The sequence below is a fragment of the Rhodococcus sp. BH4 genome (genome assembly GCF_002079265.1).
In the GTDB taxonomy this organism is placed as follows: Bacteria; Actinomycetota; Actinomycetes; order Mycobacteriales; family Mycobacteriaceae; genus Rhodococcus_F; species Rhodococcus_F qingshengii.
In genome coordinates, this window is the sequence record NZ_CP014941.1 from 2342490 (window position 1) to 2366056 (window position 23567).

Genomic DNA, 23567 nt, shown 5'->3' on the forward strand with positions numbered 1-23567 from the left:
TTCTGTTTCTTTCGCGTCATTGTTTCACGCCGATGCCGGTGTGGTTCCATTGGCAGGTCGATCGAGTGATCCGTCGACGTATTTTCGTGGTCAGAGTGCAGTTCCGACAGAAGTGAGGTTCACGATGGCAGAAGACGTGCGCGCCGAGATGGTTTCGACGGTCTACCAGGTCGTCGTGAGCGAGGGAGACGTCGTTGCGGACGGCGACACCCTGGTCATCCTCGAATCCATGAAGATGGAGATTCCCGTCCTGGCCGAGGTTCCGGGAACGGTGACGACGGTGGGCGTCAAGGTCGGCGACGTGATTCAGCAAGGCGATCTGATCGCCGTGATCTCCTAAGCCGGACGATGTCCACTCTCAGTGACCTCCTCGCCGAACACACCGATCTTCCCGGTGCGGCGGTCGACCATCTCCAGCGCGTCGTGGGGGAGTGGCAACTGCTCGCCGACCTCTCCTTTGCCGACGTTCTCTTGTGGGTGGGCACCGAATCGGAGAAGAACCGATCCGAGGGGACGGTCATCTGCGTCGCGCATTGCCGGCCGACAACGGCATCGACGGCTTTTCCGGAGGATGCGGTCGGAACGGTCGTTTCCGAGTCCGAGCACCCGCAGGTTCTTCGCGCTCTCGTGGAGGGCCGCGTCGTGCGCGGGGAAGACGAGACGTGGCGTGAAGGAATGCCGCCGCGTCGGGAAGCCGTTCCGGTGCGTCTGGACGGGCGAGTCATCGCTGTTCTGAGCCGCGACACCAACCTGTCGCACCAGCGAGCGCAGAGTCCGCTCGAACTCGCGTATCTCGATTGCGCCGAAGACCTGTGTCAGATGATCAGCGACGGAACCTTCCCGATCCGAGAATCGCGCTCCGACACGAACTCGAGCCCACGTGCGGGCGACGGCTTCATCCGCCTCGACACCGAAGGCACAGTCGTCTATGCCAGCCCGAACGCCCTCTCGGCCTATCACCGGATGGGTCTGAGCTCGGATCTGGTGGGCCAAGACCTCGCGGCACTGACCCGTTCGTTGGTCACCGACCCGTTCGAGTCTCAGGAAGCTGCGGGATACATCCGAGATACGTTGGCGGACAAGCCCGGTCGCCGTATGGAGATCGAGGCGCGCGGGGCAACCGTTCTGCTGCGGGCCCTGGTTCTCAAGCCTGGCGGCCGGCATGTCGGTGCTGCGGTCGTCGTCCGCGACGTCACCGAGGTCAAGCGTCGTGATCGCGCTCTGCTGAGCAAGGACGCAACCATCCGCGAGATTCACCATCGAGTGAAGAACAATCTGCAAACCGTCGCGGCGCTTCTGCGTCTACAGGCCAGGCGAACCGGCAACGACGAAGCGCGACAAGCGTTGACAGAGTCGGTGAGACGCGTGACGTCCATCGCCCTCGTTCACGACACCTTGTCGATGTCGGTGGACGAAGAGGTGGATCTCGACGAGGTGATCGACCGGTTGGTTCCCATGCTCTCCGATGTCGCGGGAGTAGGTGTGCCGGTGACGATTCGGCGTGAGGGCAGTTTCGGAGTGTTCTCCGCCGAGCGCGCCACCCCGCTGGTCATGGTGCTGACGGAGTTGGTGCAGAACGCGATCGAGCACGCTTTCGATCCGGGTGTGACCGGCACGGTCACACTCAGTGCCGAGCGTTCTGCACGCTGGTTGGACGTGATCATCCACGACAACGGGCGCGGCCTGCCGGAGAACTTCGACCTCGAGAAATCCGATCGCCTCGGACTCCAGATCGTGCGGACTCTGCTGGGAGCCGAGCTCGGTGGCTCGCTCGGACTGCACCCGGGAAGCGGAGGCGGTACCGACGCGGTTCTGCGTGTGCCGCTCGGTAGACGTTCTGCGCGTTACTGATTCGAGCCGCGTTAGCGATTCGAGCAGACAAAAAGCCCGGCACCATGTGGTGCCGGGCTGTCGTCTTCGACTGTGCAGAGGGGCTGTTCTCCGCCGCGAGTCGAACGTCTCGGTTCTACCTAGACGGAAGTGCGTGCACGGGTACGTGCGTTACGACGCTTGAGTGCGCGACGCTCGTCTTCGCTCATTCCGCCCCAGACGCCTGCATCCTGGCCGGACTCGAGAGCCCACGACAGGCACTCGGCGGTGACGGGGCAGCGGTTGCAGACAACCTTGGCATCAGCGATCTGAGCGAGGGCCGGTCCACTGTTTCCCACAGGGAAGAACAGTTCGGGATCCTCGTCGCGACAGATTGCGTTGTGGCGCCAGTCCATCTTTTTTCGCTCCTTAATTGGGTGTGTATTCACACCATTTGGTACCAATGAGTTTGTGTGTGCGTCATCAATGTTTCCGCACTGTTACTTGTGAATGCTTTCACGAACTCGCGGTATGTCAATAGGTTTGAACGGGTTCGTGGGCCAACTCACTAATTTGTGACACACCTGACGGCCACCTGGGCGTCACCGGCATTTTACCCGATTTCGACCTTTTGGCACCAGAGTTTTTGCAGGTCAAACGTGTTGCCTGACTCACGTCGTAATCGGTGCGAACACTTCCAGTGCATCCGGGACCGAGGTGAATTCGACCTTTTCACGAAGTCCGATGTAGTCGCCGTCCATCTGGAGTCCGATCGGTCGCGACGATTCGATGGTGATTGTCGGGACGTCGTCGGTGCGTAAGAGGACCTTCGATTTCGGCTCCGCGCCGCGTGCGAGTAGTTGCCGCACAACCCGCAGGGACGGCAGAACTTTGGTGCTCGTCATGGCGAAGATGCCGAGTCCACTGTCGAAGGTCGTTCCCGGATTGGTGTGGACGGGACGCTCTTCCAGATATGTCCACGGGCTCGAGTTCGAGACGAATGCGTAGTGGACTCCGGAGACGGGATCCTGATCGGGAAGGTGGACGGTCAGCGCTGGTTCGGCTCGCTTGGCACGGAAGAACGCCGCGATCGCGGTTCGGACATACCGGGCGGGTGTGGCGGCGTCACCGTTCTTACGGCTGGCGTCGACGGCCTCGCACACATCGGCGTCGAGGCCCATTCCGGCGTTGAACGTGAACCAACGGTTGTCGCAGTGTGCGAGCCCGATTCGGCGCCTGGTCCGTTCGGAGAGGAGGTCGACGAGTTGGTTCGTGGCGTCGATCGGGTCGGCGGCAATACCGAGTGAGCGCGCGAAAACGTTTGCCGAGCCTCCCGGGACGACAGCGATCGTCGGGATCGGACCGACCGGAACCGATTTCATCGACGCGGGATGCGGTGACCCGAGCAGTCCGTTGACCACTTCGTTGACCGTTCCGTCGCCACCGTGGACGATCACCGAGCCGAAGCCGTCTTCGTGGGCTTCGCGCGCCAGTTCGGCAGCATGACCCCGATGTGTGGTGTGCGCCACAGTAAGTCGCACCCGACTCTCGAGGGCGTGTGCCAACAGGTCACGACCGGCAGCGGTGGTGGAGGTGGCATTGGGATTGACGATCAGCAGTGCGCGCACGGGGCATGAGCCTATCCGGTGTCGTGTTCTAGGCTGGCCTCGTGCCGAATACCGCCAGTCCGAACGCCCTGCCCAAGACAGTCACATGGGCAGGTGCCCTCGTGACGCTTCAAGGGCTGGTTGCCGCCGGGTTCGCGATCGTCGCAGTGATTCGCGGTGCAACCGGCCACGATCAGAGCGTCACCAACGGATACGGATTTGCCGCCTGGGTCGCGATCCTCGGCGGCGCGGTGTTGGCTGCCGGTATCGCTTTGCTGACGGGCCGCCGGTGGGGCCGGGCAATCGCCGTCGTCGCGCAGTTGCTGCTCCTGCCGGTCGCCTGGTCGCTCCTGACCGATTCGCATCAGGTGCCACTCGGCATCGTTCTGGGTGTCGTCGTTCTCGGCGCTCTGGGCTGCCTGTTCTCGGCTCCGACGTCTCGATGGATGGCAGCGGAGTACGGAGCGTACGCAGACGAGGTCTCGCCGGAAGAGGGGCGCCCGGACGAGACCGAAGAGCCGCGGGACAAGTAGGACGGAACGCCTACGCTGCTTCAGACCTACTCAGCTTCCGCTCTACTCAGCTTCGGCGGCGAGAGCTCCGAGGTGAGTACCGGTCAGGCGATACGTGGTCCACTCCGTCTTCGCGTCGGCGCCGAGTGACTCGTAGAACTTGATCGAGGGGGTGTTCCAGTTGAGCACCGACCAGGACAGCCGGGTGTAGTCGTTGTCGGTGCACTCCTTGGCGAGTGCGGCCAGAAGAGCCTTCCCGTGGCCTGATCCGCGCTGACTGGGCTTGACGTAGAGGTCTTCGAGGTAGATGCCGTGAGCGCCGTCCCACGTCGAGAAATTGCGAAACCACAACGCCATGCCGACGACGTCGTCGGCCGAATTCACAGCGACGTGCGCGAAGGCCGTCGCGGCCGGCCCGAACAACGCCTCGCCGATCTGTTCCGCCTTCACGGTGCACTCGTCGAGGGCCTTCTGGTAGTCGGCCAACTCGTAGATCATGTCGGTGATCGGCTGGACGTCTGCGGGCGTGGCGCGTCGGATCATAAGGAGAATCTTAGGCCTCAAGCCTCGACGAGCGGCGGCACGTTGTGATGGACGAGGTGGGTGGCGCCGTGCTCGTAACCGAGAACCGAGTATGCGCCGGGGGACAAGGCGAAACGCTTTCCTTCCGTCACCGGGAGCTCGAGCCAGCGGGCGATGAGTGCGCGTGAGAAGTGGCCGTGCCCGATCAGGATCACGTCGCGTTCGGGTAGTTGTGAACGCACCATCGACAGCACCATGTCGGTGCGGGCGTGGATCTGATCGGCCTGCTCGCCGCCGGGGCACGGGTGCGTCCAGACGGTCCAATCGGGCACAGTTGCGCGGATCTCGGGCGTCGTGAGGCCTTCGTAGTCGCCGTAGTCCCATTCGGACAGTGCGTCCCAGGTTCGCTCTTCCGGCAGGCCGGCGAGATCGCCCGTCAACTGTGCGCGCAGCCGCGGACTCGTCAGAATCATGGGGTTCCGGAGGTCGAGGGTTCGCAAGCGATTTCCGGTCGCGGTTGCCTGCATCTCGCCGAGCGGAGTCAGCGGAACCTCGGTCCGGCCCGTGTGTTTCCCGGTGCGTGCCCACTCGGTTTCACCGTGTCGCATGAGTACGACGCGAGCACCGAGGGGGATCGACGAGGGGGCGGACTGGGACGTCATGTCGACCATCATTGCAGGCTGCCTCGCGTGTGTAGCTCGCCTCCTGGCGCGAAGTGCGCAAGGATCTACGTGTGACGACGGTTCTCGCAGTGGCGAATCAAAAGGGCGGCGTGGCTAAAACCACCACCGTCGCTTCTCTCGGTGCGGCTTTGTCCGCGCTCGGACAACGAGTTCTGGTGGTGGATCTCGACCCGCAGGGCTGCCTGACGTTCTCGCTCGGACACAACCCGGATCGCCTCGAGCGTTCGGTCAACGAGGTCCTGGCAGGTGATCTCGACGCGGTCGACGCCGTGCTGAAGACGGACGACGGTATGGATCTCCTGCCGGCCACGATCGATCTCGCGGGCGCCGAAGCGCTGCTCCTGATGCGACCCGGTCGAGAGTTCGCGCTCAAGCGGGCGCTGTCTCCGCTCCTGGGCTCTTACGACGTCATCATCATCGACTGCCCACCGTCGTTGGGTGTGCTCACACTCAACGGATTGACTGCGGCGCAGTCGGTTCTGGTTCCACTACAATGCGAAACCCTCGCACACCGCGGCGTCGGACAGCTGCTGCGTACGGTTCGTGAAGTCCAAGCCATCACCAACCCGGATCTTGTTCTGCTCGGCGCACTTCCGACTCTGTACGACGCTCGAACCACGCACAGTCGCGACGTGCTCGCCGACGTCAGCGACCGCTACTCCCTGGCCGTTCTGGCGCCTCCGATCCCACGCACCGTCAAGTTCGCCGAGGCGTCCGCGTCGGGTGCGACGGTCCTCGCCGGACGAAAGAACAAGGGCGCGGATGCCTATCGAGAACTCGCCGACAATCTCGTAAAGCATTGGGCTGGAAACGAAGTCGTGACTTTCGCGCCGGAACTGGCGATCTGAGGAAGGTGAGCTTCTAGCGCAGCGCGAACAAGGTATCGCCGCGCTGTTCCAGAATCGTCTCGCCCGCACTGGCGAGCACGATCGGCGTCGCCGTCTCACCGCGGTCGACTGCGATCATGCGCTGCACCGCTCCGTCCGACGGACTGACGGCTGCAATGCCGCCCGGAACGGGGATGAGCATCTGACCGGCAACCATGCTTCCGGGTCCTGACGTTCCGTTGACGATCCACGTCGGAGCCAGATCGCTCAGGCGCAGGTTGACGGTCTGCGAGCCGGTCCACCACGTGATCGAAGCCTTGTCGGCGTGGGTGCGGGCGCCTTCGGTCACCGTTCCCTCGATCGGATAGTCGACGATCGGATTGCCGGATCCGTCGAAAATGGTGATGCGAGAAACGGTTCCGTTGGCTGCGGGGAGATAGACCGCCGTCTTTTCGCCGGCCACGGCCAGCAGGCGGGCGCCCTCGGAGTCGAGGAGAATCGCGGATCCGTACTCTTCGGGTTCCTGGGCGTCCTTGGGTGCGGGATTCATCACCGTCAACCTGTTGGAGGCTTCACCGGGGCAGCGTTCGAGTACCGAGACTCGGTTGGCGCTCGACGCAGCGTCGAGCAGCGTGCATCCGGTGCGGGGTTGCTTGTTGGGGTTGACCTTCGCGTCGACCCGGCCGTACTCGAGGGTTCGGACGAGGTCCGAGCGCCACAGCTCCATTCGCTCACTGCCGCGCGAAATCAGGTAGGTGCCGTCCGCTGAAAGGCTGACCGCGGAATCGGCGTCGCTGTTGCGCTGGTCCTTTCGGGCGCCGGTGTCGGCGACCAGTGACGTGACCTGAGAGCAACCGCGATCATCCTGATAGACGCTGACGACGCGATCCCACGAACCGATCGCGCCGCACAGCGGAATGTTGCGCGCGTATCGCCACACTTCTTCGCCCGTTGCCGGATCGCGGCCGATCACCTCGGAGCCGTCGGCGGTGACGACGGCATTTCCGACGGTGATCGGTGCCGTCGAGTCGGCACTGGGAGATTCCCACGTCTGCTTCAGGATGTCGGGTAACAACACCGACGTCGACAGAGGTGGGAGTGGAGATTCGGCGGTGACCGAGGTGGTTCCGCGCGCATCACTGCGCAACCACACAACGGTCACCGCCACGATTACGGCCAGCGCGATTGCCAGCGCACCGATCACATCTGAGCGAGTACGCCTTTCGGGAGCCAGCACATCGGCAGCTTACTCTGCGGCGCCTGCCGTCGCGGAAGCCGCGGGGCGACGACGCCGACGGCGACGCGGCTTGGCCGCTCCGTCTTCGTCCGAGTTCTCGGCAGCGGTTGCCGCGGGTGCCGAAGGGGGAGCTGTGGTGGCGCCGGCGGTGGTGGACGTCGCAGCGTCGGTCGAAGCGCCGGCGCGGGTGCGGCGACGGGTCCGGTTGCGGCGGGGAGCGGCCTTCTCTTCGTTGCCGTCCGAGTCGGTCGACTTCGGCGCGTCTGCTCTGTCCGTTGCTGCTTTGTCCGTTGCTGCCTTCTCAGGGGCGGCCTTGGCCTTGCGAACAGTGCCCTTGGCATCGGCCGGAATGGACAACTCTTCGTAGAGGTGCGGCGAGCTGGAGTAGGTCTCGACCGGGTCGGGGATTCCGAGGCTCAGTGCCTTGTCGATGAGCTGCCAGCGAGGGATGTCGTCCCAGTCGACCAGCGTGACGGCGATGCCGGTGCGTCCGGCGCGGCCGGTACGACCGATGCGGTGGACGTAGGTCTTCTCGTCCTCGGGGCACTGGTAGTTGATGACGTGGGTGACATCGTCGATGTCGATACCGCGGGCAGCGACGTCGGTGGCGACCAGAACGTCGACCTTGCCGTTACGGAAGCCCTTCAGCGCCTTTTCACGGGCGATCTGGCCGAGGTCACCGTGGACGGCACCGACGGAGAAGCCGCGCTCGGCGAGATCGTCGGCGACTTTCTGGGCTGTGCGCTTGGTGCGGGTGAAGATCATCGTCGCGCCGCGGCCTTCGGCCTGCAGGACGCGGGCGACCATCTCGGCCTTGTCGAGCGCGTGTGCACGGTAGATGTGCTGGCTGGTGCGATCGTGCACCGCGGAGGATTCGGCCTCTTCGGCGCGGATGTGCGTCGGCTGCGTCAGGAAGGTACGAGCCAGGGTGATGATCGGGCCGGGCATCGTCGCGGAGAAGAGCATCGTCTGACGCTTGTCGGGGACCATGCCCATGAGGCGTTCGATGTCGGGGAGGAATCCCAGGTCGAGCATTTCGTCGGCCTCGTCGAGGACGAGAACGCCCACCTTGCCCAGGATCAGGTGCGACTGGTTGGCGAGGTCGAGCAGGCGACCCGGGGTGCCGACGACAACGTCGACGCCCTTCTGGAGTGCCGAGATCTGCGCCTCGTACGGACGGCCGCCGTAGATGGGCAGAACCTGGAGACCGCGGTCGCCGACTCGGAGGTACTTGCTGGCGTTCTCGAGGTCGCGGGCAACCTGGATGCACAGCTCGCGGGTGGGAACGATGATCAGAGCGCGGGGCGTGCCGTCGAGAACAGCCGTGCCGTTCTCGGCGGTGACGATGCGATGCAGGAGCGGGACGCCGAAACCGAAGGTCTTGCCCATTCCGGTGCGGGCCTGACCGATGAGGTCGTCACCGGCGAGAGCCAACGGAAGGGTGAGTTCCTGGATGGCGAAGGTGCGCTCGATGCCGATCTCGTTCAGTGCGCGGACGATTTCGTCGCGGACACCGAGTTCGGCGAAGCTCGGGGGTACATGGGTGTCGTCGAGCTGGACGGAAACGGTGTTCTCGGTTGCTTCGTCTTCGTGGTCGACAGTGATCTTGCTCAGGGGACTAGCCTTTCCTCGTGGCGGTACGCACGCACAAGGTAAGGGGCCAGGCCGTAAGTCGGCCGATGTCGATGCCCTCTTTTTCTTCGGTCATGCCTACGCCTCAGCACTGAATTCCACTCGGACGAATTCGAACCGTCCGGAGATCTCGGCGAAGCGGGCGACAACCGTCGATGCAGGTGCGCGCACATTATCGGTGGGGTTCGTGTGAATACAGCCGTCCCGGCTAACCAAATGGCCCGGGGGAACTGGCGAACTCCCAAGACCATTGTAGCTGCACGTTGTCCGTCCCTCGCGATGACATGTCGAAGATCACCGAATCGGACATGCGGTCCTTGCCGGTCGCGTCGGCCGTCGAAGCACTACAGTTCGTAGTCATGGGCGCACACGATCTTGATGCTTCGACGGACGCTGGAACCGGAGGCCGAGTCGCTTCCGATCACCCTGGCGTAATCGATTTGTTTGCCGTTCTCGCGTATGGCGAGATTTCGGCGTTCTACCGTTTGGCGGAGGACGCACAAATGGCACCGGACCTGCGAGGCAAGGTGGCGTTCGCCAGCATGGCCGCCGCCGAGATGGACCACTTCGAGACTCTGGAAACGGCGTTGACGGAACGTGGCCACGAGATCTTCGCCGTCATGGACCCGTTCGTTCGAGCTCTCGACAACTACCACGCGTCGACGACACCGTCGACGTGGCTGGAATCGCTCGTGAAGGCGTACGTCGGCGACGGAATCGCTGCCGACTTCTATCGCGAGATCGGGCACTCTCTCCCGGCGGATGTCGCGGAAATCGTAGAGGACGTGCTGTCCCAGACGGGCCACTCGGAGTTCGTGGTGCTCGAGGTGAAGGCAGCAGTGGAGGCCAGTACTCGCGCCAAGGACCGGTTGATGCTCTGGGGACGCCGTCTTCTGGGCGAAGCAATCACGCAGGCGCAGTTCGTGCTGGCGCAGCGTGAGGATCTCACCGATCTGGTGATCTCCGCCTCCGGCGACCTCAACGGAGTTGTCGCGTTGTTCGACGGCATGCAGGCAAAGCATGCCGAGCGGATGGCGATTCTCGGACTCGTCTAGGTGCCTGTTCGCTCTGGGCACAGCGTGCAGAGGAGCGTGGGCGGTCGTTGCTGCATTAGCCTTGCGTCGACAACGGATGTAATTCACGAACAGTTCGGAGGTTGACCGTGGAGGTCAAGATCGGTGTAATCGACAGCCCGCGTGAGCTCATCGTCAACAGCGAACAGACCCCTGACGAGGTCGAGACACTGGTCGCGGCTGTCCTCGGTGGCCGCGAGCCGGTTCTGGCTCTCGTCGACGACAAGGGCCGCAAGTTCCTGGTGCAGGCTTCTCGTGTGGCGTACGTGGAGATCGGTCCGTCCGATATCCGCAAGGTCGGATTCGCGCCTACCGTCTGACGCGTAGCTGTAACAGCAGAATGGGCGGGCAGTCGTGAGACTGCCCGCCCATTCTCGTTCGGGTTCGGGTTCCGGTTACTTCGTTTCGGCTTGCAGCGGCACGTGTGAGAGACCGCCCCACGCGAGGGTCACGGTGATTTCCACGGCTTCTTCCTTCGGGATCGGCCGCGCGGCCTCGAGCCAGTACCGCGCAGTGAACTGGCTGGCACCGACAAGACCGACCGCAAGGATGCGCGCACGGTACGGATCGAGTCCGGAATCCTGACTCACCAGGTCGAACACGGCGTCGACGCAGGCTTCGGTGGCTTGTTCGACGCGTGTCTGGACCTGAGGTTCGCCCATGATGTCGGACTCGAACACCAGGCGGAAGCCCTGGGAGTCGTTGTCGACGAAGTCGAAGAACGCCTGGACCGCGGCGCGGACACGCTGTTTGTTGTCCGTCGTCGATCGCAGGGCCTGGCGTACACCCGAGATGAGGCTGTCGACGTAACTCTGCAGGACTGCGACGTACAGTTCGAGTTTGCCTGGGAAATGTTGGTACAGAACTGGCTTGCTGACACCGGCACATTCGGCGATCTCGTCCATGCCGGCCGAGTGGTACCCGTTCGCAACGAATACCTCACTTGCAGCTGCGAGGAGCTGGAGGCGGCGCGCATCGCGGGGGAGGCGGGTGCTGCGACGTGTTCCGGCAGGCTTGCCAGCCGTTGTACCGCGATCGGAGTCAGTCCGATCCGCGAGTTCTGTCATGTCGCTTCCAATCTGAGCAAAAGTAATTCGGTCGGCGCGCGGATCCGCGAGTCGCGTGTGCGTACCCGCCAGTATCCTCCGTCACACCGGTCGTAGCCGAATGAACGATACCGTGTGTCGCCCGGGCGAGTCGCGCGTGCCTCGGTGAGCGAGACCAGCGGTCTTTCTCGTTACAGGACGGGCTGCCATGACACGCCAGGACCAGCAAGTTTCGGTCAGCCCGGGCGAGCGACTTGCCGTGTGTGAGATTCTGGACGACGTGACTGACCCAGGGGGACCGCGCATGCGTGGACGAACTACGCAGAACCCTGAACGTGAGGAACGTCGAATGCGTAGCGGAACTGGAGCGCCTCGCGACGAACGTCGGCCGGAGGTGCCGGATGATCGTGCCTACGGCGAACGCGACTATCGCGGCATTTCCTCCCATCAGCCTTTGCGCGCCCAATGGGATCCGACCAAACGAGAAGTGGGCCGAACCCCGCGTAATCCGCGACCGGACCGGGCAGCGCGAAAGCAGAGCAAGCTCGGGCGCTTCGTCTCGACCTACGGTTGGCGGGCCTACGCGATTCCGGTTCTCGTGGTGCTCACCATTCTTGTGATCGTCGATGCGGTGCGGCCGGACGCCACAGACTCCGCGAGCAAGACGTCGGCCACCGCCGACCTCGCGCACAGCACTGACGGAACCGACGTCATCGGTGCCCCACCGGCCGGAGACGGAACTTTTGCCTCGTCGATACCGTCCGGTGCCCTTCCCGACGGTGGTCCGTTCACCGTCGCGGGGGGTGGAACGTGGCACGTCGTACCAGGTACGACGGGCAAGGTCGGACAGGGAACCGAACGCGAGTTCACGTACACGGTCGAGATCGAGGACGGCGTCGACACGACCGGCTTCGGCGGAGACGAATCGTACGGACGCATGGTCGACCAGACACTGGCCAATCCGAAGAGTTGGACCAACGATCCCAAGGTCGCGTTCCGGCGCGTCGACGCCGGCGAGCCGGACTTCCGGATCTCCTTGACCTCACAGATGACGATCCGCGAAGGCTGTGGATACGAAATCGAACTCGAAGGATCCTGCTACAACCCGAGCATGGACCGAGTCCTGCTCAACGAACCGCGATGGGTGCGAGGCGCCATTTCGTTCCAGGGCGACATCGGCTCGTATCGGCAGTATCAGATCAATCACGAGGTCGGCCATGCCATCGGATACGCCGCTCATCAGCCGTGCGAGACCGAAGGTGGACTCGCACCGATCATGATGCAGCAGACCTTCGGAACCGCGAACAACGACATCGCTAGGCTTGATCCCGAGGGCGTCGTTCCGATGAACGGACTCACGTGCCGCTTCAATCCGTGGCCGTACCCCCGAGCGTGACCGGATCGAGAATCCCTGATCTCGTCTTGAACTAGGAGTGTTTCGCGGTGTCTGCAACACCCGTCGTATTGCCACCACTGGTGGAGCCGGCAGCCGAGTTGAGCCGGGAGGAAGTTGCCAGATACAGCCGGCACCTGATCATCCCGAACGTAGGCATGACCGGTCAGAAGCGGCTCAAGAATGCACGAGTCCTGTTCATCGGCGCCGGTGGATTGGGTTCACCGGCACTGCTCTATCTCGCGGCCGCAGGAGTGGGCACCATCGGGATCGTCGAGTTCGACGAGGTCGACATGTCGAACCTGCAGCGTCAGGTGATTCACGGACGCTCCGACGTCGGACGCCCGAAGGCGCTCAGCGCGAAGGAGTCGATTCTCGAAATCAACGAGCACGTCGACGTCCGGTTGCACGAGTTCCGCCTGGACAACTCCAACGCGGTCGAACTGTTCTCCGAGTACGACCTGATCCTGGACGGTACGGACAACTTCGCGACGCGGTACCTCGTCAACGATGCTGCCGTCATCGCGGGAAAGCCGTACGTGTGGGGCTCGATCTACCGCTTCGAAGGGCAGGTCTCGGTCTTCTGGGAAGACGCCCCGGACGGCGCGGGACTGAACTATCGCGATCTTTACCCGGAGGCGCCGCCGCCAGGCATGGTCCCCTCGTGCGCCGAGGGTGGTGTGCTCGGAGTCCTGCCTGCGACCGTCGGTTCGATCATGGCGACCGAGGCGGTCAAGCTCGTCACGGGGATCGGCGAACCGCTTCTCGGACGCCTGATGATCTACGACGCACTTGCGATGACGTTCCGGACGATCCGCCTTCAGCGTGATCCGACCCGCGTGCCGGTCACCGCCTTGATCGACTACGACGCGTTCTGCGGTGTCGTGTCCGAAGAGGCGAGTGCCGCTGCTGTCGGTTCGACGATCACGGCGCCCGAACTGGAGGCCATGATCGGCGAGGGACGGTCGATCGAGCTGGTCGACGTACGAGAACCGGTTGAATGGGACATCATGCATCTGCCGGGGGCCGTGCTGATCCCGAAGGACCGCATCCTGTCCGGTGAAGCTCTGGCGACGTTGCCGCAGAACAAGCAGATAGTGCTGTACTGCAAAACCGGCATTCGTTCCGCCGAGGCATTGGCATTTCTCAAGAACGCCGGTTTCTCCGACGCGGTCCACGTTCAAGGCGGCGCGATCGCCTGGGCGAACCAGGTGGATGCGAGTCTGCCGGTCTACTAGGCGCGCCTCGCGGGAGGCGGCGCCGCGCACCGGTAGCGTTGGGGTGTGAGCACAGGCCAACCTCCCCAGCACGTGTGCTCCACCTTCGGCCTCCGTGAAGTCGATCCCATCCCACTCGGTGCGGATTGGGACGGCGGGTGGCTGTGTGGAGACGTCGTCCTTTCAGCAGTCGCGGATCATGCCCGCGCAGCGTGGTCGGCGAAGGTGCGAGAGAACCTCGAAGTCGACGGCGTTCGGCTGGCTCGACCGGTGCGTTCGACCGACGGTCGTTACGTCGTCTCGGGCTGGCGTGCCGACACCTTCATCGTCGGATCGCCGGAACCACGTCACGACGAAGTGGTCTCGATGTCCTGCCGACTGCATGCGGCGACGGCCTCGCTCGAGCGCCCGCGCTTCCTTGCGCAACCGCCCGTGCCGCCGTGGGCCGAGGTCGACGTATTCGTCGCCGCTGATCGCGCGGCCTGGGAAACGGTTCCGCTGAGGATCGCGAAGGGCGTCGAGCAACTCGAGACGCCCACTCCTGACGGTCGCAAAAGTCTGGAACTGATCGCCGGGCTCGCTACTTTGCGTAAGCCGGTGCAGAGCCCGGACCAGCTCGTGCACGGCGATCTGTTCGGGACAGTGCTGTTCTCGGGCAGTATGGCGCCCGGAATCACCGACATCACGCCGTATTGGCGGCCGGCTGCGTGGGCCGCCGCCGTCGCTGTGGTCGACGCGATCTCGTGGGGCGGTGCCGACGAGGCACTGGTCGGCCGGTGGGAAGATCTCCCCGAGTGGCCGCAGATGCTTCTACGTGCGGTGATGTTCCGCTTGGCAGTTCATGTTCTGCATCCTCGCTCGACGGCGGACGCGTTCCCGGGGTTGGCCCGTACGTCCGACATCGTGCGCTTGCTGCTCTAGATCGGGGCGCCGGTACCGAAGTCCGAGACCAGGCCCTCGAACAACTCGCGTGCGGCGTTCGAGGCGGCCACGGTGTTCCCGTCGACGACAGCGTTGACGAGGTTCGCGTGCTGCGAGTGGAATCCCTCGCCGGTCGCGTCGATGTGTTGTTGGATCGTGGTCTCGATTACCGGAAGCAGGGAGTCGTAGAACTCCAGGTAGACCTCGTTGTGGCTGGCCGCGACGATTGCTCGGTGCAGTGCGACGTCCGCGGTGGTGGCGGCGTCGACGTCCTGACCCTCCCACGAAGCGGTGCGAAGCTCGAGTAGCCGCGTCAGTTCGGCGATGTCGTCTTCGGTTCGCCGTGCGGCGGCGAGGGTGGCCGCGGTGATGTCGAGTGCGCGCCGTAGTTCGAGTACATCCCGCTGGTGGGCACCGGCAAAGTAGTTGCCGAGAGTGCCACCGAGGTCGGAGACGGCAACGACGTAGGTGCCAGATCCTTGACGACGTTCCAGCATTCCGGCGTGAACGAGCGCCTGGACCGCCTCGCGCACGGTATTGCGACCGGTGCCGGTCAACTCCGACAGTTCCGGTTCGGTGGGGATTTTGGAACCGATCGGCCAGGTTCCGCTCCGGATCTCGTTGCGGAGTTGTTCGGTGACCTGCGAGATGAGACTTGCGCGTCGAACGGGTTGCACGTGGTTGTTTCCTCGGGTCCGGGTAAGTGGTGTGAATGTGACGTTAGATTACCGCGCTTGTGCGAGTTCGTCCGGTCATCCTATGATTTGCCGGTGACTGCTCAACTGGAGAGAACCGAAACCCGCTCGTTGGTACAAGGCCGTGTGCTCGTCTTCGCAGCGATTGCGATGTCTGCGCTCGTACTTCGACTTGCGGTGACCTCGTTCTCGCCCTTGGCGGCCGAGATTCGCGACGAGATCGGCTTCTCCGCCTCGATCGTCGGTGTCTTCGGCATGGTTCCGACCGCAATGTTCGCCATCTTCGGTCTCGTCACTCCCGCCATCGCGAAACGTATCGGGCTCGAGCGGACGGCCCTCGTCGCGATGCTCATGGCCGGCGTCGGAATGCTGTTGCGCGCCATGATGTCTCAGACATGGTCGTTGCTGGCCCTCTCGGCTCTGGCGCTGGCAGGCATGGGAATCGGCAATGTCGTGATCCCGCCGTTGGTCAAGCGGTACTTCTCGGATCGCCTCGCCACCATGAGTTCGGTCTACATCGTGGCCGTGCAGATCGGCACCATCGTTCCGGCGTTCGTCGCAGTCCCGGTTGCCGACGCCTTCGGGTGGCGGTTCTCGATCGGCTGGTGGTCCGCCTTCGGCTTCGCCGCAGCAGTGCCGTGGTTGATCACCCTCGCTCGCTCGCGCAAGGCTCGCGCGAACGAAGCCGGGTCCGTCGAGAATGCATCGGATTCGGTTGCGGCAGTGGCAGAACAGCCACGCGGTCAGGTCTGGCGTTCTCCCGTGGCCTGGGGGATGGCCGGCATGTTCGGCATGACCTCACTGATCACGTATTCGATGTTCACGTGGATTCCCTCGATCCTTCGTGACGCCGGAGCCAGTGATGCCTTCGGCGGAACGATGGTCGGAATGTTCTCGGTGATCGGGCTCGTCGCAGCTTTCGGTGCACCGACGCTGTGCGCCCGCATGGCCAATCCCTTCCCTGTCGTGATCGCGTGTGCCGTCTGCTACCTGGTCGGCATGGGCGGGTTGTACTTTGCCCCGATGGCGGCGCCGGTCGTGTGGGTTGTCGTCCTGGGCCTCGGTCCGAGCACGTTCCCGATGTCGCTCACGCTGATCAACCTGCGTACTCGTTCGCACATCGGTTCCTCGGCACTGTCCGGCTTCACCCAGGGCATCGGCTACTCCGTTGCCTGCCTCGGTCCGCTCCTGTTCGGCGTTTTCCACGACGTGTCCGGTGGATACGCTGCGCCGTTCGGCCTGCTCGTCGTCGCTGTGATCGTGGTGCTCCTGGGCGCCTACCAGGCATGCAAGCCTCGGATGCTCGAGGATTCCTGGCACGCACCTGCGAAAAACTAGCTCACACCCGGTCTTGTTACCGGGTGAGGATCAATTGACTTCGCGGTCATCGCACGCAGCACCGGCGCAATAACCGTTTTCTACCTTTGGGTCTCCAACATATTCAGGAGGCCCTGGTGAGTCATTACATCGAGCATTGGGATGCAGAGGACGTCGACGCCTGGGAATCCGGCGGCAAGGACATCGCGAAGCGGAACCTGATCTGGTCAGTGGTAGCCGAACACGTCGGCTTCTCGATCTGGTCGATCTGGTCCGTGATGGTGTTGTTCATGCCGACGGATATCTACGGCATCGACGCGGCCGGAAAGTTCTTCCTCGTCGCAGTGCCCACGCTTGTCGGGTCGGTCCTCCGCATTCCATACACGGTTGCCACCGCACGGTTCGGCGGTCGTAACTGGACCGTCATGAGTGCGCTGTTCCTCTTCGTACCAACACTTCTCACGCTCTACCTGATGATGAACCCGGGTGCGTCGTACACCACGTTCATGTTGGTAGCGGCCACTGCAGGTATCGGCGGCGGCAACTTCGCGTCGTCGATGACCAACATCAATGCCTTCTACCCGCAACGCCTCAAGGGGTGGGCGCTCGGTCTCAATGCCGGCGGCGGCAACATCGGTGTACCGATGATCCAGCTGATCGGTCTGCTGGTGATCGCCACCGTCGGTAACCGTGCTCCGTGGATCGTGTGCGCTGTCTATCTCGTGTTCATTGCGGCCGCTGCCGTCGGTGCCGCGCTGTTCATGGACAACCTGGGCAACCAGAAGTCGGACCTGCGCTCGATGGCCAAGGCACTCAAGTTCTCCGAGTCGTGGGTGATCAGCTTCCTGTACATCGGTACGTTCGGTTCCTTCATCGGATTCAGCTTCGCCTTCGGTCAGGTTCTGCAGATCAACTTCCTCGCCGGCGGTGCCACTCCGGCCGCGGCCGCGCTGCATGCAGCACAGATCGCCTTCATCGGCCCTCTCCTCGGTTCGATCGCTCGCCCCCTCGGCGGCAAACTGGCCGACCGGATCGGCGGCGGCAAGATCACCATGTGGACGTTTGTCGCCATGGCATTTGCAGCATCGATACTCGTGACGGCCGGAACGATGGACGACAACACCGCCGGCGTCGCCAGCGCCGGAATCATGGTGACATTCGTTCTCGGATTCATCGCTCTGTTCCTGCTCTCCGGCATCGGAAACGGATCCGTCTACAAGATGATCCCGGCGATCTTCGAGGCGAAGGCTCAGAGCTTCGACCACATGGATCGAAGCGAGAAGGCGACGTGGTCGCGCAGTATCTCCGGCGCTCTCATCGGATTTGCCGGTGCGGTAGGCGGTTTGGGCGGCGTCGGCATCAACCTGGTGCTGCGCGCGTCGTACAGCAGCCCCGCGAAGTCGGCGACCATGGCCTTCTGGGTGTTCCTGGCCTTCTACATCGCCTGCATCGCAGTCACCTGGTTCGTCTTCCTGCGCAAGCCGTCGACGCTGACCACAGACGTCGACGAGGCGAAGGTCGCAGTCACGGCGTGAGCGGTCCGCGGAATCTCAGAACTATCTCGTACCTCAGGAAGTAGGCGTCATGAGCAAGTCGGTTGTTGTCATCGGACACGGAATGGTCGGACACCGATTCGTCGAGGCACTGCGTTCGCGCGACGAAGCGAACAACTGGTCGGTGACCGTACTCTGCGACGAGCAGTACGCAGCGTACGACCGAGTCGGGCTGTCCTCGTACGTCGGAGCGTGGGACCCCAAGGAACTGGCACTGGCCGGCAACGATTACGTCGGCGACAGCCTGGTCGACCTCCGTGTGGGGGAGGGCGCGCTCGCGATCGACAAAGATGCACGCACGGTCACGACGACAACCGGCGAGACGATCTCCTACGACGCTCTGGTGATGGCGACCGGTTCGTATCCGTTCGTGCCTCCCGTACCGGGGCACGACGGCGACGGATGTTTTGTCTACCGCACCCTCGACGACCTCGACGGTATCCGGGCCGCCGCCGAGAAGGCTGGTCCTGGCGCTGTCGGCGTCGTGGTGGGCGGAGGTTTGCTTGGACTCGAGGCCGCAAATGCTCTCTCGCTCATGGGGATGACGGCACACGTCGTCGAGCACAATGCGCGATTGATGCCGATGCAGGTCGACGAGGGTGGCGGCGCACTGCTCGCTCGCCTCGTCACCGAACTCGGGCTCACTGTCCACACCGGAGTCGGGACGGCGGGAATTTCGCAGGCCGACAACGGAATTGTGGTCGAACTCTCCGACGGCTCCACTATCGACGCGTCGCTGCTCGTCTTCTCCGCCGGAGTACGTCCGCGTGATCAGCTGGCCCGCGACGCGGGCATCGCAGTGGGGGAGCGCGGTGGCATTCTGACCGACCTCGGCTGCGTGACTTCGGACGAGAACATCTATGCCGTCGGCGAATGTGCTGCGGTGGAAGGCCGTTGCTACGGTCTGGTCGCTCCCGGTTACACGACGGCGGAGATCGTGGCCGATCGTCTGCTCGGCGGCGCCGCGGATTTCCCGGGCGCGGACATGTCCACCAAGCTCAAGCTCATGGGCGTCGACGTCGCCAGTTTCGGTGACGCGATGGCGACCTCACCGGGCGCCCTCGAAGTCGTCCTCAGCGACGCGTCCAAGGGGACGTACGCAAAGCTCGTGGTCTCCGACGACGCGAAGATCCTGCTCGGCGGCATTCTTGTCGGTGACGCATCGGCCTACGCGTCGCTGCGCCCGCTGGTCGGTCGCGAACTACCCGGTGACCCGGCGACATTGATCTCGCCTGCGGGGGAGAAGCCGGGTGCAGGCTCGCTGCCCGACGACGCCGAGGTGTGCTCGTGCAACGCCGTGACGAAGGGAGCCATCTGCGGTGCAATCGCAGCCGGCGCATGCGACATCGCTTCGGTGAAGGCGTGCACCAGCGCCGGAACCACTTGTGGCGGTTGCCTTCCCACCGTGAAGCAGCTGCTGGCCGATTCCGGCGTTGTGATGTCGAAGGCACTGTGCGAACATTTCGCGCAGTCGCGGGCCGAGTTGTTCCAGATCGTCCAGTCGACGCAGACCAGAACCTTCTCGGCGCTGATCGCCAAGTACGGCAAGGGCGCCGGTTGCGACATCTGCAAGCCCGTAGTCGCTTCGATTCTGGCATCGACGGACTCCGATCACATCCTGCACCGCCAGCAGGCGTCGTTGCAGGACACCAACGATCACTTCCTCGCGAACATCCAGAAGAACGGTACGTACTCCGTGGTACCTCGGATGCCGGGCGGCGAGGTCACGGGTGAGCAACTCATCGTCATCGGAGAAGTGGCGCGAGACTTCGGCTTGTACACGAAGGTGACCGGCGGTCAGCGCATCGACTTGTTCGGTGCCCGCGTCGAACAGTTGCCCGCGATCTGGAAGCGCCTCGTCGACGCCGGGATGGAATCGGGTCAGGCGTACGGCAAGTCCCTCCGGACGGTCAAGAGTTGCGTCGGTTCGAGTTGGTGCCGCTACGGTGTCCAGGATTCGGTGGGTATGGCCGTCGACCTCGAGAATCGCTACCGCGGTCTGCGTTCGCCGCACAAGATCAAGTTCGGCGTCTCGGGTTGCGCCCGTGAATGTGCCGAAGCGCGCGGCAAGGACGTCGGCGTCATCGCGACGGAGAACGGTTGGAATCTGTATGTGGGCGGTAACGGCGGACAGTCGCCCAAACACGCTCAGCTGCTTGCCGGCGGCCTCGACGACGCGACCTTGGTCAAGTACATCGACCGCTACCTCATGTTCTACATCCGTACTGCCGATCGCCTCCAGCGCACGGCGCCGTGGGTCGAATCACTCGAAGGCGGACTCGATCACCTCAAGGCCGTGATTTGTGAAGACAGCCTGGGTATCGGCGAGGAACTCGAGGCACTGATGGCCAAGCACGTCGAGGGTTACCAGGACGAATGGGCCGGTGTGCTGGGTGATCCGGAGAAATTGTCGAGGTTCGTCTCGTTCGTCAACGCACCGGAAGAAGCCGACCCGACGGTTGTGTTCGACGAGACCGGAGTGCGCAAGGTTCCGGTCCTGATGGGCATGCCGAGCATCCCCACGCGCCGGTAATAGTCGCGTAACCCGTGGGAAACACGGGATCCGTAGAAACGTAGACAAGAACCCGCGCGACGTTGTCGCCGGATCGACAGGAGGACTTCGATGAGTGTCATCGATGCGCAGATCGCCAAGCTGGATTCGGATCGACTCGAATGGACGTCGGCCTGCCCGCTGAGCCATCTGATCCCTGGACGCGGAGTTGCCGTGCTTCTTCGCGGCGGCGAGCAGGTGGCGCTGTTCCTACTCGAGGACGGCACACTCCGGGCTGTCAGCAACTTCGATCCGTACGGCCGCGCCGCGGTGATGTCTCGCGGACTCGTCGGCGACCGGGACGGTGAGCCGATCGTGGTCTCGCCACTGCTCAAGCAGGCGTTCTCGCTGGTCGACGGCCGGGCGCTGGACGACTCGTCGGTTGCGCTGCCGGTGTACGGCGTTCGCGTGTGGGCTGGAGTCGTTCAGGTACACAGCCTGCAGATGCAGGGCGTTCGCTCGACTGTCGCCGATGCAGTCTCGTGAGTGACGACATGCCGTTGGCTGGATTCACGGTAGGTATCACTGCTTCGCGCCGCGCCGAGGAGTTCGCGACCTTGCTGACTCGTCGGGGAGCGGATGTCGTTCACGCTCCGGCGATTCGAATCATTCCGTTGGCCGACGACCGTGAGCTCGAAAGGGTGACACAGCAGATCATCTCGGATCCTCCCGAGGTGGTCGTCGCCACCACCGGGATCGGATTCCGGGGTTGGCTGGAAGCAGCCGACGGGTGGGGTGAGGCGGAAAATCTCGGATCCGCGTTGGGCTCGGCTCGTCTGCTCGCGCGCGGACCGAAGGCCAAGGGAGCAATCCGCGCGGCCGACCTTCGTGAGGAATGGTCACCGGCATCCGAGTCTTCCGCCGAGGTGCTCGAACATCTTCTGGCAGAAGGTGTCTCGGGAAAGCGGATCGCTGTACAACTGCATGGTGCGACCACCGAGTGGGAGCCGATTCCCGACTTCTGTCAGGTGTTGCGCGAAGCTGGCGCCGAGGTCATCGCGGTGCCCGTCTATCGATGGGAACCGCCGGAGGATCCGACGCTGCTCGACCGGATGATCGACGCCATCGCGTCAGCCGGAATCGACGCCGTCAGTTTCACCAGTGCACCGGCCGTAGCCTCGATGTTGATGCGAGCCGACAAGACCGGGGATCTCGGCGACATTCTCGACGCGATGCGGGGTCCGGTGGCGGCAATGTGCGTCGGCCCGGTCACCTCGGCGCCGCTCGAAGCCTTGAATGTACCGACCACAGCCCCGGCGCGGGCACGTCTGGGCGCGCTCGCGAGACACATCGTCGACGAACTCCCGCAGCGAGCCAACAAGATTCAAGCCGGCGAACACGAAATCAGCATTCGCGGCGGTTGCGTAGTCGTGGACGGTGAAGTGAAGCAATTGCCGCCGGCTGCGATGTCGTTGATCCGCACTCTCGGTGCCAGCCCCGGTCGAGTCGTCTCCCGCGACGAACTGCTGGCTTCTCTTCCCGGCGGCGGCGGCGACACCCATGCCGTCGAGACCGCCGTCGCCCGATTGCGCGCGTGCCTCGGCGCGCCCAAAGCCGTTCAGACGGTGGTCAAGCGGGGCTATCGACTTGCCCTCGACCCCGGCGACTACGTACAGAATCCAGGTGACTATGCAACGCGATGACGATGTCCTCGTCCTGGTAGCTCATGGCACGCGTAGTGCACGTGGCGTGGAAATGGTTGCCGCACTGGCCGACGCCGTCGGCACGCGCGTCGGACGCACGCGCGTTGCCTTTGTCGATGTGCTCGGTCCGTCACCTTCGGAAGTCCTCCGGGACACTCCGGGGCGAGCGATTCTCGTACCGGCCTTCTTGGCGTCCGGCTACCACGTTCACACCGATGTTCGACGCGAAGTGGCGATCAGTGAGCACTCGGCTGTGAGTGTGACGCCGGCACTCGGACCCGATCCGGCGCTTGCACGCGTGTTGCTTCGGCGCTTGACCGAAGCGGGGTGGAATCCGGGTGACGCGACAGTGCTTGCTGCCGCCGGGTCGTCCGATGCGCGGGCGCTGCGAGACGTCGAGCGTGCTGCGCTGATGCTTGCCGAAGCGGCGGGGACTCGTGTCGACATCGGGTACATCGCGACCGGGGAGCCGAAGGTAGCCGATGTTGTTGCAGCAGCACGCGTTCGCGGCGCGAAGCGAGTTTTTGTCGCCTCGTACCTCCTCGCGCACGGGCTGTTCCACGAAAGGTTGCACGCTGCAGGAGCCGATGGTGTGACCGAACCGCTCGGCGTCGATCCGGGAGTGGTGGACCTTGTCGTGAATCGGTATGAGAGTGCGCGAAGGGAACTAGTATCGCTGCATGACGTCTCACTCCGTAACGCCGACGTATGCCGACCTGGTCGCAGCAGTTCGTGAATCCGACGTCAAGGCACAGGCTCTCATCGGTGCACTGACCGAAGAGCAGGCGCGGGAGCCCTCCGGGCTCCCCGGGTGGAGTCGGGGACACGTCGTGACGCACATGTCGCGCAACGCCGACGCGCTGGGCAGATTTGTTGCCGGCGTGCAGGGCGGCGAATCGGGGGAGATGTATCCAGGGGGCCGGATGCGCGCAATGCTGCAATCGAAGAGGGCGCAGATCGCCCGGCTGAATTGTTGGCCCTCGACTACCGCTTCTCGGGAACGAGGCTGGTCGACGCGTTGTGCGAGATCCCGACAGATCGACTGGACACACCGGTGCCGTGGCGCAAACCTGTGACGGCATTCGATCTACCGATCCTGCGCTGGAACGAGATCGAGATTCACCTGATGGACCTCGACATCGGTTACACCTGCCACGACTGGCCTGCCGAGTTCGTGGAATTCACTCTCGCCAGTCAGTTGGGCGCACTCGAGACGGCGGTCCCGGGTGTACGAGTGCCGTCGCTGTCCGACGCGGAGACCTTGGCCTGGTTGGTCGGGAGGCCGACGAGGGTGGGGCTGCCGACTCTCCCTGCCTGGCCGTTCTGAGA

24 protein-coding genes and 1 pseudogene are annotated in these 23567 nt (G+C 63.8%); 17 read left to right on the top strand and 8 right to left on the bottom strand.

The features are described from left to right. The first annotated feature begins 124 nt into the window (after window positions 1-124). Window positions 125-340 (top strand): biotin/lipoyl-binding carrier protein, encoded by a 216-nt coding sequence (locus tag A0W34_RS10875; protein ID WP_007731208.1) that lies wholly within the window; start codon window positions 125-127, stop codon window positions 338-340. An 8-nt stretch (window positions 341-348) separates the two neighbouring features. Beyond that, entirely contained in the window at window positions 349-1851 is a 1503-nt protein-coding gene (locus A0W34_RS10880) for a sensor histidine kinase (RefSeq protein ID WP_003940890.1), read from the top strand. 119 nt (window positions 1852-1970) lie between these two features. Here A0W34_RS10880 and A0W34_RS10885 read toward each other — a convergent pair whose 3' ends face one another. Further along, the gene (locus tag A0W34_RS10885) at window positions 1971-2225 is read right to left on the bottom strand and encodes a WhiB family transcriptional regulator (RefSeq protein WP_003940950.1); all 255 of its coding nucleotides are present in this window, start codon (window positions 2223-2225) and stop codon (window positions 1971-1973) included. A 255-nt stretch (window positions 2226-2480) separates the two neighbouring features. After that, window positions 2481-3437: a diacylglycerol/lipid kinase family protein gene (locus A0W34_RS10890; RefSeq protein WP_007731209.1), complete on the bottom strand. Its 957-nt coding sequence runs from the start codon at window positions 3435-3437 to the stop codon at window positions 2481-2483. A 41-nt stretch (window positions 3438-3478) separates the two neighbouring features. Between A0W34_RS10890 and A0W34_RS10895 the strand changes: the two genes are divergently transcribed. Next, window positions 3479-3949: a membrane protein gene (locus A0W34_RS10895; protein ID WP_019747799.1), complete on the top strand. Its 471-nt coding sequence runs from the start codon at window positions 3479-3481 to the stop codon at window positions 3947-3949. Between the two features lie 42 nt (window positions 3950-3991). On the opposite strand, the gene A0W34_RS10900 is transcribed toward A0W34_RS10895, so the two are convergent. Together A0W34_RS10900 and A0W34_RS10905 are read right to left on the bottom strand one after the other, a co-directional pair. Further along, entirely contained in the window at window positions 3992-4471 is a 480-nt protein-coding gene (locus A0W34_RS10900) for a GNAT family N-acetyltransferase (protein ID WP_003940724.1), read from the bottom strand. 17 nt (window positions 4472-4488) lie between these two features. Further along, window positions 4489-5112, bottom strand: coding sequence for an acid phosphatase (locus tag A0W34_RS10905; RefSeq protein WP_080552758.1), 624 nt, complete (start codon window positions 5110-5112; stop codon window positions 4489-4491). Between the two features lie 71 nt (window positions 5113-5183). Between A0W34_RS10905 and A0W34_RS10910 the strand changes: the two genes are divergently transcribed. After that, window positions 5184-5981 (top strand): ParA family protein, encoded by a 798-nt coding sequence (locus A0W34_RS10910; protein WP_030535000.1) that lies wholly within the window; start codon window positions 5184-5186, stop codon window positions 5979-5981. A gap of 13 nt (window positions 5982-5994) precedes the next feature. Here the strand turns inward: A0W34_RS10910 and A0W34_RS10915 are convergent, their stop codons facing one another. Together A0W34_RS10915 and A0W34_RS10920 are read right to left on the bottom strand one after the other, a co-directional pair. Then, window positions 5995-7197 carry an Rv3212 family protein gene (locus tag A0W34_RS10915; RefSeq protein ID WP_030534999.1) on the bottom strand — a complete coding sequence of 401 codons (1203 nt, stop codon included), beginning with the start codon at window positions 7195-7197 and terminating at the stop codon, window positions 5995-5997. Between the two features lie 9 nt (window positions 7198-7206). Beyond that, entirely contained in the window at window positions 7207-8811 is a 1605-nt protein-coding gene (locus tag A0W34_RS10920; RefSeq protein WP_081557670.1) for a DEAD/DEAH box helicase, read from the bottom strand. 377 nt (window positions 8812-9188) lie between these two features. On the opposite strand from A0W34_RS10920, the gene A0W34_RS10925 reads away from it, so the two are divergent. Then, window positions 9189-9884: a ferritin-like fold-containing protein gene (locus tag A0W34_RS10925; protein WP_029255047.1), complete on the top strand. Its 696-nt coding sequence runs from the start codon at window positions 9189-9191 to the stop codon at window positions 9882-9884. 107 nt (window positions 9885-9991) lie between these two features. After that, complete coding sequence (locus A0W34_RS10930; RefSeq protein WP_003942312.1) at window positions 9992-10222, top strand: DUF3107 domain-containing protein; 231 nt, start codon at window positions 9992-9994, stop codon at window positions 10220-10222. Between the two features lie 75 nt (window positions 10223-10297). On the opposite strand, the gene A0W34_RS10935 is transcribed toward A0W34_RS10930, so the two are convergent. Continuing rightward, window positions 10298-10969, bottom strand: coding sequence for a TetR/AcrR family transcriptional regulator (locus A0W34_RS10935; protein WP_003942309.1), 672 nt, complete (start codon window positions 10967-10969; stop codon window positions 10298-10300). Window positions 10970-11297: 328 nt separating this feature from the next. Between A0W34_RS10935 and A0W34_RS10940 the strand changes: the two genes are divergently transcribed. From A0W34_RS10940 to A0W34_RS10950, 3 genes are read left to right on the top strand one after another with little or no spacing between them, the layout of a single operon-like run. After that, window positions 11298-12344: a DUF3152 domain-containing protein gene (locus tag A0W34_RS10940; protein ID WP_007731223.1), complete on the top strand. Its 1047-nt coding sequence runs from the start codon at window positions 11298-11300 to the stop codon at window positions 12342-12344. Window positions 12345-12391: 47 nt separating this feature from the next. Continuing rightward, window positions 12392-13579 (top strand): adenylyltransferase/sulfurtransferase MoeZ, encoded by a 1188-nt coding sequence (gene moeZ / locus A0W34_RS10945; protein ID WP_081557671.1) that lies wholly within the window; start codon window positions 12392-12394, stop codon window positions 13577-13579. 45 nt (window positions 13580-13624) lie between these two features. Next, entirely contained in the window at window positions 13625-14479 is an 855-nt protein-coding gene (locus A0W34_RS10950; RefSeq protein WP_007731227.1) for a TIGR02569 family protein, read from the top strand. Here the strand turns inward: A0W34_RS10950 and A0W34_RS10955 are convergent. Beyond that, window positions 14476-15156, bottom strand: a complete 681-nt coding sequence (locus tag A0W34_RS10955) for a FadR/GntR family transcriptional regulator (RefSeq protein ID WP_003942319.1) — start codon at window positions 15154-15156, stop codon at window positions 14476-14478. The two genes, A0W34_RS10950 and A0W34_RS10955, sit on opposite strands and share 4 nt — an antisense overlap. A gap of 93 nt (window positions 15157-15249) precedes the next feature. Between A0W34_RS10955 and A0W34_RS10960 the strand changes: the two genes are divergently transcribed. From A0W34_RS10960 to A0W34_RS10990, 8 genes and pseudogenes are all read left to right on the top strand, one after another. Continuing rightward, the gene (locus A0W34_RS10960; protein WP_063316627.1) at window positions 15250-16512 is read left to right on the top strand and encodes an MFS transporter; all 1263 of its coding nucleotides are present in this window, start codon (window positions 15250-15252) and stop codon (window positions 16510-16512) included. A gap of 113 nt (window positions 16513-16625) precedes the next feature. After that, entirely contained in the window at window positions 16626-18026 is a 1401-nt protein-coding gene (locus A0W34_RS10965) for an MFS transporter (protein WP_085989607.1), read from the top strand. 49 nt (window positions 18027-18075) lie between these two features. After that, window positions 18076-20577 (top strand): nitrite reductase large subunit NirB, encoded by a 2502-nt coding sequence (gene nirB / locus A0W34_RS10970; protein ID WP_081557672.1) that lies wholly within the window; start codon window positions 18076-18078, stop codon window positions 20575-20577. Window positions 20578-20667: 90 nt separating this feature from the next. Then, a complete protein-coding gene (nirD, locus tag A0W34_RS10975; RefSeq protein ID WP_003942316.1) occupies window positions 20668-21081 on the top strand; it encodes a nitrite reductase small subunit NirD in 414 nt (137 codons plus the stop codon). Beyond that, window positions 21078-22238, top strand: a complete 1161-nt coding sequence (locus A0W34_RS10980) for a uroporphyrinogen-III synthase (protein ID WP_003942336.1) — start codon at window positions 21078-21080, stop codon at window positions 22236-22238. The genes nirD and A0W34_RS10980 overlap by 4 nt, the downstream gene beginning before the upstream one ends. Beyond that, a complete protein-coding gene (locus tag A0W34_RS10985; protein WP_037130090.1) occupies window positions 22225-22974 on the top strand; it encodes a sirohydrochlorin chelatase in 750 nt (249 codons plus the stop codon). Before A0W34_RS10980 ends, A0W34_RS10985 begins: the two co-directional genes overlap by 14 nt. Beyond that, window positions 22919-23101, top strand: a pseudogene (locus A0W34_RS33405) (maleylpyruvate isomerase N-terminal domain-containing protein); the annotation flags it as partial. The gene A0W34_RS10985 and the pseudogene A0W34_RS33405, both read left to right, overlap by 56 nt. Continuing rightward, window positions 23050-23565: a maleylpyruvate isomerase N-terminal domain-containing protein gene (locus A0W34_RS10990; RefSeq protein ID WP_232330015.1), complete on the top strand. Its 516-nt coding sequence runs from the start codon at window positions 23050-23052 to the stop codon at window positions 23563-23565. The pseudogene A0W34_RS33405 and the gene A0W34_RS10990, both read left to right, overlap by 52 nt. Window positions 23566-23567 lie beyond the last annotated feature (2 nt).